This window comes from Sphingomonas sp. Tas61C01, from assembly GCF_052567495.1.
The window spans coordinates 748,329-762,443 of the sequence record NZ_CP199583.1 but is presented as its reverse complement, the minus strand read 5'-3'; the positions used below and the strand labels follow the sequence as shown (position 1 = coordinate 762,443).

The 14,115-nt window shown below is 69.4% G+C and carries 7 protein-coding genes; all 7 read left to right on the top strand.

Annotated features, from left to right (window positions below; translation table 11 throughout):
• Positions 1-11 precede the first annotated feature (11 nt).
• The 7 genes from ACT009_RS03515 (at position 12) to addA (ending at position 14,064) form a co-directional block, all read left to right on the top strand.
• Entirely contained in the window at positions 12-3,017 is a 3,006-nt protein-coding gene (locus ACT009_RS03515) for a TonB-dependent receptor plug domain-containing protein (protein WP_445192992.1), read from the top strand.
• Positions 3,018-3,208: 191 nt separating this feature from the next.
• Positions 3,209-5,560, top strand: a complete 2,352-nt coding sequence (locus ACT009_RS03510; protein WP_445192991.1) for a PAS-domain containing protein — start codon at positions 3,209-3,211, stop codon at positions 5,558-5,560.
• Positions 5,560-5,997: a tRNA (adenosine(37)-N6)-threonylcarbamoyltransferase complex ATPase subunit type 1 TsaE gene (gene tsaE / locus ACT009_RS03505; protein WP_445194001.1), complete on the top strand. Its 438-nt coding sequence runs from the start codon at positions 5,560-5,562 to the stop codon at positions 5,995-5,997. Before ACT009_RS03510 ends, tsaE begins: the two co-directional genes overlap by 1 nt.
• Positions 5,994-6,959 carry an aminoglycoside phosphotransferase family protein gene (locus ACT009_RS03500; RefSeq protein WP_445194000.1) on the top strand — a complete coding sequence of 322 codons (966 nt, stop codon included), beginning with the start codon at positions 5,994-5,996 and terminating at the stop codon, positions 6,957-6,959. The genes tsaE and ACT009_RS03500 overlap by 4 nt, the downstream gene beginning before the upstream one ends.
• The gene (locus tag ACT009_RS03495; RefSeq protein ID WP_445192990.1) at positions 6,956-7,708 is read left to right on the top strand and encodes a nucleotidyltransferase family protein; all 753 of its coding nucleotides are present in this window, start codon (positions 6,956-6,958) and stop codon (positions 7,706-7,708) included. Before ACT009_RS03500 ends, ACT009_RS03495 begins: the two co-directional genes overlap by 4 nt.
• Positions 7,701-10,646: a PD-(D/E)XK nuclease family protein gene (locus tag ACT009_RS03490; protein WP_445192989.1), complete on the top strand. Its 2,946-nt coding sequence runs from the start codon at positions 7,701-7,703 to the stop codon at positions 10,644-10,646. Before ACT009_RS03495 ends, ACT009_RS03490 begins: the two co-directional genes overlap by 8 nt.
• Positions 10,633-14,064: a double-strand break repair helicase AddA gene (gene addA / locus ACT009_RS03485; RefSeq protein ID WP_445192988.1), complete on the top strand. Its 3,432-nt coding sequence runs from the start codon at positions 10,633-10,635 to the stop codon at positions 14,062-14,064. Before ACT009_RS03490 ends, addA begins: the two co-directional genes overlap by 14 nt.
• Positions 14,065-14,115 lie beyond the last annotated feature (51 nt).

The window sequence follows — 14,115 nt, the reverse complement described above, 5'->3', positions numbered from 1 at the left end:
GGGTTTACACGATGTCCTCACGTCGCCTCGAGCTCGCCGTTCGTAGTTCCCTTGCGTGCCTCGCCGTATCGCTACTCAGCGCATCGCCGGGATTTGCGCAAACGGCGCCGACGCCAACGCAGGATCCGGTTACCGCTGCGCCGACGGCCGATGATGCCGCACCGCCGACCGATAGCCGTAGCGATGAGGAGATCATTGTCACCGGATCGCGCATCGCACGTCCCGAATTGTCGTCGCCGACGCCGGTCATCAGTTATTCCGCAGCGACGTTGGAGCAGTCCGGCCGGACCAACATCACTGACTTCCTGACACAAAACCCGGCGTTGCTAGGATCGTCGACCAGCGCGCAGCAATCGGGCTCGACCAGCGGCTTCGGACAAACCGGCGTCAATCTGTTGAACCTCCGCAATCTTGGAACCGCGCGCACGCTGGTCCTGGTCGATGGTCGCCGGCATGTCGCAGGTCTGCCGGGTTCGGCATCTGTCGACATCAACACCATCCCTCAAGATCTGATCGACCGGATCGACGTGACGACGGGCGGCGCATCGGCGGTCTACGGCGCTGACGGTGTGTCCGGAGTTGTCAACTTCGTGCTGAAGCGGAATTTCGAGGGATTGAGCCTGCGCTCACAGACCGGCATCTCCGAAAGCGGGGACGCAGGCAACCGTTACTTTTCGGCGACGGCAGGCAAGAATTTCGCAGGTGATCGCGGCAACATCGCGCTTTCGTATGAATTCCGCGACGACGATCGGGTCAGTTCGTTCAATCGGGCACGTACGGGCGATCCGCTCCAAGCCTACGGGCTTGTGCGCGATCCGACAGACATACCCGATCAGCCGGGCGGCTTCGACCGCGTGCTGACCAACAACCTACGCTACGCCGACAGCTCGCGCGACGGCGCGGTTGACCTCGACCTCGATGAACTTCCGGACTTCACCGGTAGCGGCAAGGTCTACGATCGTGGTCGTTTGCTGCCGGGTTCAGGCGGCCTGACCCAGGGTGGCGACAGCACGCCGACGGCGGGCTATCAGGGCGATCTCCAACCCAAGAACCGCATCCATAACTTCAACCTGCTGTCCAGCTTCCAAGTTGCGCCAGCGCTGCGGCTGTTCGCGCAGGGCAAGTATACCAACACCAAGAGCTTCTCGGTCGCGCAGCCTAGCTTCGACTTTTTCACCTATCTCGCGCCCGACAATGCGTTCCTGAACGATCGCTTCGGCGTCGATGCGAGCGCGAATGGTGCCTATATCTCACGCGATAATTTCGATCTTGGCGTTCGGGGCGAGTCGACGAAGCGCGAAACCTATCGGTCGGTGATTGGCGCCGATGGCAAGATCAACGATCACGCCACATACGAGCTGACCTATGTCTATGGCAGGACGGACAGCCAATTCATCAGCAGCAACTACCGCATCGCCGATCGTTACTACGCCGCCCTCGACGCAGTTCGCGCGCCGAATGGCCAGATCGTCTGTCGGTCATCGCTCGACCCGACGGCCAATATCGATCCGAACAATTACGATCAGCCGGCCAGCACTTTCACGCCCGGCGCGAACGGCGGATGCCAGCCGCTCAATCTGCTGGGCGAGAATGTGACAAGTGCGGCGTCGCTGGCTTTCATCAACGCCGACCTGCTCAATCGGTATCGTGTGCAGCAGCATGTTCTGACCGGTTCCTTGAGCGGCGACTTCGGACAATTTTTCGAACTACCCGGGGGACCGATCAGCTTCGCGATAGGTGGTGAATACCGGAAGGAAATCAGCCGCTTCATCTCCGATCCACTCCAGGTGCAAGGCGCACTGCTCGATCTGGCGCAGATCGATTCTGAGCGTGGTAGCTTCGACGTGAAGGAGGCCTTCGGCGAATTGCGAGTTCCGCTGCTTAAGGATTTGCCGTTTGCGGATACCCTCGAACTGAACGCTGCGCTGCGGCTCTCGGATTATTCAACGGTGGGTAAGACCACCACTTGGCAGCTGAGCGGCATCTGGGCACCGGTTCGCGACATCAGGTTCCGCGGCGGCTATTCGCAGGCGGTGCGTGCGCCGAACATCACGGAGCTGTTCTCGCCGACCAACGGCACCTTCTCGTTCATCGACGACCCCTGTGATCCCGAGAACCTGCCCGAAGGCACTCAGTACCGCGTTGCCAATTGTCAGGCCGCGTTGACTGCAGCGGGGCTCAGCCCTGCGCAGATTGCCGCGTTCAACCCGGTCAACGATCCGACTGCCACTGTCAGTCTGCCTGGCCGAGCAGGTGGCAACCGAAACCTCAACGAGGAGGTCGCCAAGACTTGGACTGCGGGTGTCGTGTTCCAGCCCCGTTTCGTTCCGGGGCTAATGGTGACCGCCGACTGGTACAACATCAAGCTGACCAACGCGATTAATACGCCGACGGCGCAGCAACTCGTCGATCTGTGCGTCGATCAGCCCTCGCTGACCAACGTCTATTGCGCCAACGTCACGCGCAGCGGCACCACCGGCTACGTCAGCAACTATCTCGTCGGCCCGCAGAACGTCGCGGCGTTCCGTACGCAGGGGCTCGACGTGCAAGCCAATTACCGCTTCGATGCCGGCTCGGTCGGCATCTTCAACCTGCGGTTGGTCGGCAACTATCTCGATCGATTGGACTTCGTGCCAACACCGGGCGCCGATCGCGAGAATGACTTGCTCAACTCGGCTTACCCGGCACCCAAGTACAGCGGCACGTTCGATCTGACGTGGACGTCAGGGCCGATCACGCTGAATTACGGCCTCGCCTACCTCAGTAAGGTGCGCCGCTACAGCGAGGATCAGATCCGCGCCAACCCAGACATCTCAGATCCGAAATATTTCTTCTATCGGGAGAAGTGGGAGCACGACCTTCAGGCGTCGATCGAGGCAACCGAAGACTTCAGCTTCTACTTCGGTGTCAATAACTTCACCGGTAAGGAGGGCGATGTCGCCAGTGTATCGACCCCTTACGGGTTTGTCGGGCGGTATTTCTACGCTGGCGCACGGATCCGGATGCCGAAATTTTAAAGCTTGGCAAGGGGAGCGCTCGTTAGTCCGCTCCCCGGCTGTGACAATCGCAAAGCCACGTACGGTACGCCGTGCGTGGCTTTGTCGTTGGTGATGCGCGCTGGATTCGGCGGAGAGCGCTTCCCCGCGGGTATCGACTTGGCCTAGGGTAGGGCGATGCACTCGACCCGCCGCCGTTCGGATCATGTCCGATGATCACTCTCGGGGTCGGGCCGGCGCTGATCATCGGCGGGATCGTCTTCGCGCTGCTCGGCGGGGCTGGGTATCTGTTGTTCCTGGGGTTGCTGGCACGCGCCGAGGCGGCGCGGGTGATCGCGGCGAACCTCGACCTCGATGCGGTACGGCAGAGCGCGCCCGCGCTGGCGATGCTGGTGCGTGCGGACGGGCGGGTCGAGATGCCGGCGCGGATGGCGGATTGGCTCGGGCTGCCAGCGTCGCCGCGGTTCCTCGCGGATCTGAGCGCGGAGGGACACGGGCTGTCGGGCGACGACGCGGCGCTGGTCGCTGGCGACGTCGCGGCGGCGCAGCGGGCCGGGCGCGGCTTCGTGCGCGCGGTGACGCCGGTGGGCTCGAACCGGTCGATCACGATGCACGGCAGCCGCGCGCCGGGGGATCTCGGCGCAACCGGGGCGGTGGTGATCTGGGCGTTCGATGCGACCGAAAGCGAGGCGGAGATCGCGCGGCTGTCGAACGAATCCGCGCGGCTGTCGGCAGCGTTCGAGGCGCTGACCGGGCTGATCGAGGCGGCACCGCTGCCGATGTGGTATCGCGGGCCCGATCTGAAGCTGGCAATGGTCAATTCCGCTTATGTCCGCGCGGTGGAGGGGGCGAGCGCGTCCGACGTGGTGGCGCGAGGACTCGAACTGGTCGAGGGTTCGGGACGCGGCGGACCGCTCGCCGGGGCGGCGGCGGCGCGCGAGCAGGGGCGGCCGCACGCGCAGGTGCTGCCCGCGACGATCGACGGAGAGCGGCGCTCGCTGCAGGTGCACGACGTGCCGCTGCCGACCGGCGGGATCGCGGGGTTCGCGGTCGATATCGAGGATCTCGAACAGAGCCGCGCGCGGCAGAAGCGGTTCGCGGATGCGCAGCGTGCGATGCTCGACCAGCTGTCTGCAGGCGTTGCGCAGTTCGGGCTCGATCGCGGACTGGTGTTCTGCAACCAGCCGTTCCGGCGGATGTTCGCGATGCGCGCCGAATGGCTCGCGGATCGGCCGGAATTCGATCGGGTCATCGAGCGGATGCGCGAGGCGGACCGCTTGCCGGACGTCCGCGACTTTCCGGCGTGGAAGGCGGAGCGGCGCGACTGGTTCGTGCTGACCGACGAGGCGGTCGAGGAAAATTGGCACCTGCGCGGCGGTACGCATCTTCGCGTCGTCGCGCAGCCGCTGCCCGATGGCGGGCTGCTGCTGATCTTCGAGGATCGCACCGAGCAGGTCCAGCTGGCGAGCGCGCGCGACACGCTGCTGCGGGTGCGGACCGCGACGTTCGACAACCTGTTCGAGGCGCTGGGCGTGTTCGCGGCGGATGGCCGGCTGCAATTGTGGAACAACCGGATGCGCGCGGTGTGGGGGTTCGAGGAGGAGTTCCTCGCGTCGCACCCGCGGGTCGATGCGTTCGCGGACGCCGCCAAGGACAAGCTGGCGACGCCGAGCCGGTCGGTGCTGATCCCCGAGCTGGTCCGGTCGGCGACGATCGAGCGGCAGCAGCGCGGCGGCCGAGTGGCTTTTGCGGACGGGCGCTATTTCGAATTCGCCGCGGTGCCGCTGCCCGACGGCAACGCGCTGTTCACGATGCTCGACATCACCGACAGCCGCCGCGCCGAACAGGCGCTCCGTGATCGGGCGGATGCGCTGGAAGCCGCGGACAAGGTCAAGACCGCGTTCGTCGCCAATATGAGCTACGAACTGCGTACGCCGCTGACGTCGATCAGCGGCTTCGCGGAGATGCTGCACGGCGGCTATGCGGGCAAGCTGCCCAAGGAAGCCGACGTGTATGTCGAGGCGATCCTCGAATCAGTCGAGCGGCTCGGTCTGCTGGTCGACGATGTGCTCGATCTGACGCGCGGTGACGAGGCGTCGGACGAGCTGGAACGCGAGGATCTGGATCTGGCGGTGATCGCGCGCGAGGCGGCGGACACGATCATGCCGACCGCCAAGCGCCGGCATCTCGACTTCGCGGTCGAGATCGCGCGGTCGACCGGTCGCGTCAGTGGCGATCGCCGGCGGCTGCGCGAGACGATCGAGCACCTGCTGCGCCACGCGATGTCGGCAACGCCCGAGGGCGGGCGTATCTTGCTGCATGCCGACGGCAACGCCACGGCGGCGCGGATCGTGGTGTCGGACGATGGACCGGGAATGGACGAGGTGGCGGTCGCGGCGGCGTTCGACCGGTTCGCCGAGCCCGCGACACGGACCGGCGAGCGTGCGCTGGGCCTGGGGCTGCCACTCGCTCGGCAGTTCGTCGAGGCGCATGGCGGCACCATCGACCTGGTTTCGGAACCGGGCGCGGGCACGCTGGTGACGATCGAGCTGCCGCGGCGGTGATCCGGCTCGCCGATCCGCAGGCGACCGAGGCGTTCGGCGCGTCCCTGGCGCCGCTGCTGCGCGCCGGTGACGTGATCACGCTGCAGGGAGACCTGGGTGCGGGCAAGACCAGCATCGCACGCGGGCTGCTGGCCGCGCTGGGTCTTGCGGGCGAGGCGCCGTCGCCGAGCTTCGCGATCGTCCAGCCCTATGCGCCGCCCGAGGTGCGGATGCCGGTGATGCACGTCGACCTGTACCGGATCGAGGACCCCGCCGAAATCGAGGAACTGGGGCTCGACGAGGCGCGCAGCGATTCGGCGCTGTTGATCGAATGGCCGGAGCGGGCGCCGGGCTGGTGGCCCGACGCGCTGGCGCTGACGCTGGCGATCGAACCGGACGGCGCACGTGCCTTGACAGTCGCGGTGCCGGCGGCTTGGAGCGCGCGATGGCCGAGATGATCCCCCCCGCCGGCGCCGGCGCCTTTCTCGACGCGCATGGCTGGGGCGGTGTGATCGAACCGCTATCGGGCGACGCGTCGTTCCGGCGCTATTTCCGGGTGCGTTCGCAAGGCCGCGACGCGATCTTGATGGACGCGCCGCCGCCGCAGGAGGCGCCGCAGCGATTCCTCGATGTCGCGGCGTGGCTCGCCGCACACGGCTTCGCGGCGCCCGCGATCCACGCGGCCGATGCCGAGGCGGGGTTGGTGCTGCTGGAGGATTTCGGCGACGCGCGGATGCGCGAGGCGGTCGACGAGGATGGCGGCGTCGTAGACCGGCTGTATGGCGCGGCGATCGATCTGCTGGTGACGTTGGCCGCGGTGCCGGCGGGGCCGTTTCCGCCCTATGATCGCGAACTGCTGCAGCGCGAGGCGGGATTGCTGCTGGAATGGTATTGCCCCGCGCTGGGGATCGAGGTCGATCGCGCGGGCTATGTCGAGGCGTGGGACGCGGTGCTCGGCCACGTGATCGCAACGCCGCCGGTGACGGTGCTGCGCGACTATCATGCGGAAAATCTGATGCTGGTGGGCGAGGCGCAGACGCTGGGCCTGCTGGACTTCCAGGACGCGCTGGTCGGGCATCCCGCCTATGATCTGGTGTCGCTGTTGCAGGATGCGCGGCGCGATGTCGCACCCGAGACCGAGCGGGCTATGCTGGCGCGCTATCGTGCCGCGACCGGGGCGGCCGACGATTTCATGAAGGCGTATCACGTGCTCGGCGCGCAGCGGAACGCGAAGATTATCGGCATCTTCACGCGGCTGTGGCGGCGTGACCGCAAGGTTCGGTATCCGACGCTGTGCCCGCGGGTGTGGACCTATTTGGAGCGCGATCTGGCGCAGCCGGTGCTGGCGCCGGTCTCGCGGTGGTTCGACGCCAACATCCCGCCCGAATTGCGCGGCGATCCGCTGGCGCTGGCTCGATGACCCGCCAGCTGGCGATCCGTCCGCGGCTGGAGGTCGCGGTGCCGGAGACCGCGATGGTCATGGCGGCAGGCCTTGGCAAGCGGATGCGGCCGCTGACAGCGACGCGGCCCAAGCCGCTGGTCGAGGTCGCGGGCAAGCCGCTGATCGATCACGTGTTCGACCGGCTGGTCGCGGCAGGGGTGAAGCGCGCGGTCGTCAACGTTCATTATCTCGCGCACATGCTGGAGGCTCACTTGGAGGCGCGCGAGGGGATCGAGGTCGTGATCTCCGACGAGCGCGCGCGGCTGATGGAGACCGGCGGCGGGCTGGTGCAGGCGCGAGCCTTGATTGGCGACGCGCCGGTTGTGGTCGTCAACAGCGACAATCTGTGGCTCGACGGTCCGATCGACACGATCGAGCTGCTCGCCTCGCGCTGGGACGCGGCGACGATGGACGTGCTGCTATTGGTCGTCCCACTGGCCCGCGCGCACAATCATGGCGGGCTGGGCGACTTCGTGGTCGCCGCGGACGGGCGGATCACGGGTCGACGCAAGCCCGGCCGGGTAGCGCCGTTCGTCTATACCGGCATTCAGATCCTCCATCCGCGGGTGATCGTGGACGCGCCCGAAGGGCCGTTCTCGCTCAATCTGTTCTGGTCCCGAGCGATCGCGGCGGGGCGCGCCTATGCACAGGTCCACCAGGGATCGTGGTTCGACGTCGGCACCCCGGCGGCGATCCCGCGGACCGAAGCGTTGCTGGCCTATGGCTGAGCCGCGGGAGGGCGGGGGGCGGCTCCAGCTCTTCACGATCCCGGCGCACCGCGGCTTCGCCGATTCGCTCGTGGCGGGGTTGATGCGGCGCGCCGGTAGCGAGCCGCTGGCATTGGCACGCGGCTTGGTGCTGCTGCCGAACAACCGCGCGGTCAGGGCGGTGACCGAAGCGTTCGTACGCGCGAGCGGGAGCGGGCTGTTGCTGCCGCGGCTGGTGGCGCTCGGCAGCCCCGATCTGGGCGAGGCGATCGGTGCGGCGCTCGAACCCGCGGACGCGGCGGCGCCGCCCGCGCCGGCGGTGGCACCGCTGGAACGGCGGATGATCCTGGCGCGGCTAGTGGGCGAGGAACGGCGGCGTGCCGGAACGCCGATCGATGCCGCCGAGGCGGTGCGGCTGGCGGGGGAGCTGTGCCGGACACTCGACCAGCTGCTGGTCGAAGAGGTCGCGCCCGAGCGGCTCGGCGAGATCGATCTCGGTCCCGAGCTGACCGAGCATTGGCAGCGTGCGCTGTCGACCTTCTCCGTCGTGCTCGACCGCTGGCCGCTTGAGCTGGCACGAATCGGGCGGATCGATGCGGCCACGCGGCGGAGCCTGCTGCTCGACCGGCTGGTCGCGCGCTGGCGGCAGGCCCCGCCGGCGAGCTTCGTGTGCGCGGCGGGGGTGACCGATCCGGCACCGGCGGTCGCGCGGCTGCTGCGCTGCGTGGCCGAACTGCCCAACGGGATGACGGTGTTCGCGGGGCTCGACCTGGCGTTCCCGCAGGACGAGTGGGACGCGCTCGGCCCGCATGCGCCCGATCCGGTGACCGGTAGCGTGCGGCGATCGATCGAGACGCATCCGCAGTTCCACTTGAAGCTGCTGCTCGAGCGGATGAGCGCTGGACGCGGCGAGGTGGCGACGTGGCGCGGTGGCGGCGACGGGCCCGATGCGGGTGCGGCGCGGGGGCGCGCGATCGCCAATGCGCTGGCGCCGCCGCTGTTCACCGCGAAATGGACCGACCTTAAGGCGGAGGATCGACGTCTGTCGGGGGTGGCGGCGGTGGAGGTGGCGACCGCGGCGGAGGAGGCGCAAGCGATCGCGCTGGCACTTCGCGAGGCACTCGAGACGCCGGGCCGGACCGCCGCGCTGGTCACGCCGGATCGCGCGCTGGCGCGGCGGGTGGCGGCGCATTGCGCGCGCTGGGGCATCGAGATCGACGACTCCGCCGGATCGCCGCTGTCGTTGTCGCCGCCCGGCACGCTGCTCCTCGCGCTGGTCGAGGCGGCGGCGCAGCGGTTCGCGCCGCTCGCCCTGCTGGCGCTACTGAAGCACCCGCTGGTGCGGAGCGGCGACGCGCGGCTGGCGTGGCTCGATGGGGTTCGGGCGCTCGATCGGGCGCTGCGGGGGCCGCGGCCGGCGGCGGGGCTCGCGGGGATTGATACGCAGCAGCGTGGCGACTGGTGGGCGGAGCCGCGCGGGTTGCTCGGCGATATCGAGCGGGCGTTCGATTTGGGGTCGCAGCCGCTGGCCGCCTTACTGGCAGTGGTGCGGGAGACTGCGCAGGCGATGTGCGGCGACGAGCTGTGGGCAGGCGCGGCGGGGCGTGCGGCGGCGACGTTCCTCGACGAGCTGGAACGACACGCCTCGCTCGGCCCCGAGACGATCGACCCGGCCGCGCTGGCACCGCTGCTGCGCGGCTTGCTCGACGAGGTGGCGGTGCGGCCGCAACAGGGCGGTCATCCGCGCCTCGCGATCTACGGGCTGATCGAGGCCCGGCTGCAATCGGCGGACCTGATGATCCTCGGCGGGCTCAACGAGGGTGTCTGGCCGGGGCGGCCGGCGCCCGATCCGTGGCTGGCGCCGCGGATCAGGGCGGAGCTGGGGCTGCCCGGGCTGGAACGATCGATCGGGCTCGCCGCGCATGATTTCGGGCAAGCGCTGGGCAACCCCGCGGCGCTCGTCACGCGGGCGCGGCGCGATGCGGCGTCGCCGGCGCTGGCGTCGCGGCTGTGGCTTCGGCTCCAGGCGATGGCGGGCGACCGCTTCGTCCGGGCGAGCGTGTACGAGCATTGGGCGCGGGCGCTCGACGATCCGGGGGAGCATGCGCCCGCCGACAGGCCGGCGCCGACGCCACCCGCGATCCTGCGGCCGACCAGGATATCGGTGACCGAGATCGACCGGCTGAAGGCGGATCCATTCGCCTTCTACGCGCGGCGGGTGCTCGGCCTGATGCCGCTCGATCCGGTCGATGCGGACGCCAGCGCGGCGTGGCGCGGGACCGCGGTGCACGACATTCTCGAATGCTGGTGGAAGGAGGACCGGTGCGCGATCGACGCGCTGCGGCCGCGCGCGCTGGCGATGCTCGACGACGTCGCGGCGCACCCGATGATGCGCGCCTTGTGGGGGCCGCGGCTGATGGAGGCGATCGACTGGATTGCCCAGCAGGTTGCGACCGATGCGGCGATGGGCCGGGTGGTCGCGAGCGCGGAGGGACGCGGCGAGATCGCGGTCGGCGGGGTGACGCTGTCGGGACGGTACGACCGGATCGACCGTCTGCCCGACGGCGCGCTCGCGATCGTCGACTACAAAAGCGGCAAGCCGCCATCGGCGACCGCGGTGCGGGCGGGGTACAGCCTGCAGCTCGGGCTGCTCGGCGCGATCGCGGAGCGCGGCGGGTTCGAGGGGATGTCGGGCAAGGTCGGCGCGTTCGAATATTGGTCGTTGGGGCGCAATCGCGACGGCTTCGGCTATGTCGCCACCCCGGTCGATCCGGAGGGCAAGAAGGACCGGATCGTGACGAGCGAGTTCACCACCGTCGCCGTCACCAACTTCGTCGGGGCGGCGGCGCGGTGGCTGACCGGCGACGACGCGTTCACCGCCAAGCTGGTGCCCGAATATGCCCCCTATGCCGAATACGACCAGTTGATGCGTCGCGACGAATGGTATGGCCGTGAGTGACGGCCCGATCCGCGCGCTGCCCCGGCTGAAGGGCGCACAGGCCGCGGCGAGCGATCCGCAGGCGCATGTCTGGCTGTCGGCGTCGGCGGGGACGGGCAAGACCCAGGTGCTGGCGGCGCGAGTGTTCCGGCTGTTGCTGCGCGGGGTCGATCCGGCGGCGATCCTGTGCCTCACCTTCACCAAGGCTGGCGCGGCGGAGATGGCGCAGCGGATCAACGACCGGCTCGCCGCGTGGGTGCGGATGCCGCCCGCGCAGCTGTTCGCCGATCTCGATGCACTCGGCGAACGCGCGACCCCGGCGTTGCAGCAGCGGGCGCGGACGTTGTTCGCGAGCGTGCTGGATGCGGCGGGAGGGGGATTGCGGATCCAGACGATCCACGGCTTCTGCCAGGGGCTGCTCGCGGCGTTCCCGGTTGAGGCGGGGCTGACGCCGGGGTTCCGGCCGCTGGAGGCGCGCGAGGAGGCGGTGCTGGCGCGCGAGACGCTGGCGGCGATGCTGTCGGATGCCGAGCGCGAGGGGCGGACCGCACCGATCGAGACGATCGGTGCGCTGAGCCGACGGATGGGCGAAGGCGGGGCGGAGTCGTTCCTGATCGCGTGCGCGCGGTCGCTACCGGCGCTGGAGGCGCTGCCGTCGGGGATCGGACCGTGGCTGCGCCGCGCACTCGATCTGCCGCAGGGCGACATCGCCGCGGCAATCTCGGATGGGCGCGAGGCGATCGACGAGGCCGCGATCCGCGCGGTGGCCGAGCATAATCGCGACTGGGGCACCAAGGTCGGGCTGACCCGCGCCGCAGCGGTCGAGGCGTGGCTCGGCGCGTCGGCGGAGCAGCGGGTCGAGTCGCTCGGCGATCTGCACGGCGTGTGGGCGCGTGCGGACGGCGATCCGCGCTCGGTCGCCAAGGGGCAGGCGCCGCAGCATCCGGACTATGGCGAGATCGTCGCCGACCTGCACGGCCAGTGTTCGGACCTGCTCTCGCTCGGCATCCGTGCGGCCTATGCCGATCTGCTCGCGGACGCGCTGACGGTCGGGCGCGACTATGCGCGGGACTATGCCGCCGCCAAGCGCCGCGTCGGCGGGGTCGATTTCGACGATTTGATCGCGACCACGGTGGCGTTGCTCGACCAGCCCGGGATCGGCGAGTGGGTACGCTACAAGCTCGACCAGGCGACCGAACACGTGCTGATCGACGAGGCGCAGGACACCAACGCGCACCAGTGGCGGATCGTCCGCGCGCTGGCCGACGAGTTCTTCGTCGGGCGCGGCATCTATGCGCCGTCGACGCGGACGCTGTTCACGGTCGGCGACTACAAGCAGGCGATCTTCGGCTTCCAGGGCACCGACCCGGTGAATTTCGCCGCGGCGGGGAAGCATTTCGAACGGCGTGCCGAGGAAGTGTCGGGTGACGACGACTGGCCCGAGAACGAGCGCGGGCTGCCGCTGGCGCGGCTATCGCTGACGCACAGCTTCCGGTCCACCCGACCGATCCTCGATTTCGTTGACGCGGCGATCGATGCGGTCGGCGAGCCCGGACTGGGCGTGGTCGGCGAGATCGACCGGCACGCCAGCGAAGTGCCGGGGCCGGGCCTGGTCGAGCTATGGCCGCCGGTGGTGGCGGGCGGCAGCGAAGAGGAAGAGGAAGGCTGGATCGACGATGCGGTCCGCGCTCAGGCGACTGCGATCGCGCGGGCGGTGAAGGGCTGGCTCGATGCGGGCACGATGCTCGGCAGCAAGGGACGCGCGCTCCGGCCCGAGGACATCATGATCCTGGTCAAGCGCCGCGGCGATCTCGCCTCGCTGCTGGTCGCGCGGCTCTATGCGGAGGGGGTGCCGGTCGCAGGGGTCGATCGGCTGCGGTTGAACGCGCCGCTGGCGGTGCAGGACCTGCTCGCCGCCGTGCGCTTCGTCCTGCAACCCGACGACGATCTGTCGCTGGCGGCGCTGCTGGTGTCGCCGCTGCTAGGCTGGACGCAGGACGAGCTGATGGCAGCGGCGCCACGCGAGAGCGGGAGCCTGTGGCGGCACCTGATACGAACCCAGCCGGCGGAGCGGCTGGCGCCGTTACGGACGATCCTGGCGCGGGCGGATTTCGCGACGCCCTACCGGTTCCTGGAGGATATGCTGTCGGGTCCGCTCGACGGCCGGCGCAAGCTGCTGCGACGGCTGGGGGCGGAGGCCCGTGATCCGATCGAGGAATTGCTCGGCGCGGCGCTGGCGTTCGAGACGGGGTCGACGCCGTCGTTGCAGCGCTTCCTCGACTGGTTCGATCGCGGCGATGTCGAGATCGTGCGCGATCCGTCGGCGCCGCTCGATGCGGTGCGGGTGATGACCGCCCACGGGGCGAAGGGGTTGCAGGCGCCGCTGGTGATCCTGGCGGATGCGACCGTCGATCCGACCGCGGCGCCGCGATCGCTGGTGCGCTGGACGCCCGAGGGCGCGGCGGCGGCGATCCCGGTCTTCCGCCCGCGCGCGGCGGAGCGGGGCGGGCCGCTCGACGAGGCGATCTCGGCGGTCGAGGCGCGCGAACTGGCCGAGCATTGGCGGCTGTTCTACGTCGCCGCGACCCGCGCCGAGGAGCGGCTGGTGATCGCGGGCGCGCTCGGCGTGCGCAGCAAGGGCGTGCCGCCGGCGGCTAGCTGGTATGCGGTCGCGGCGGCGGCGTTCGACGCGCTGGGGGTCGAGGCGGGACCGGGCGTACGGCACTATATGGGCGACGGCGCAACGTCGCCGGCGGTGCGCCCGACGAGGACGGTCGATGCGGGTGGCGAACCCTATCCGCTGCCGGCATGGGCGCGGTTGGCGGCGCCGGTCGAGGCGCGGCCCTCGCGACCGCTGGCGCCGTCGGCGCTCGGCGAGGACCAGGTGAGCGATCCGCCGCCCGGGCCCGAGATGCTGGCGGCGGCGGAGCGAGGGCGGATGCTGCATGCGCTGTTCGAGCGGCTGCCGCCGGTTCCGCCGGCCGACCGCGCGGCGGCGGGCGAGCGCTGGCTGCGGCAGGCGGGCGGGGTCGAGGATGCGGGCAGGCGCGCGGGGATCGTCGCCGACGTGATGGCGGTGATCGACGACGCGGCGTTCGCGGACCTGTTCGGGCCCGAATCGCTGGCGGAGGCGCCGATCGCGGCGACGCTTGCGGACGGGCTGGTGGTGTCGGGCACGGTGGACCGGCTGACCATCGCCGCCGATCGCGTGCGCATCGTCGACTTCAAGACCGGGCGGCGCGCGCCGGCGACGGTGGATAAGATCCCGCACTATCACCTGCGCCAAATCGCGGCCTATGTCGCGGCGTTGCGGATCATCTTTCCGGATCGACCGGTCGAGGGCGGGCTGCTGTATACGGCGGGGCCGGCACTGTTCATGCTGCCGGACGATCTGCTGGCGCGGTACAAGCCGGGCTTTGCCACCACGGAGCAAAGCTAGCGCGCCGCCCGTTGAGCCCGCGACGACGCCATCCTAGAGGGGTGGAGAAGG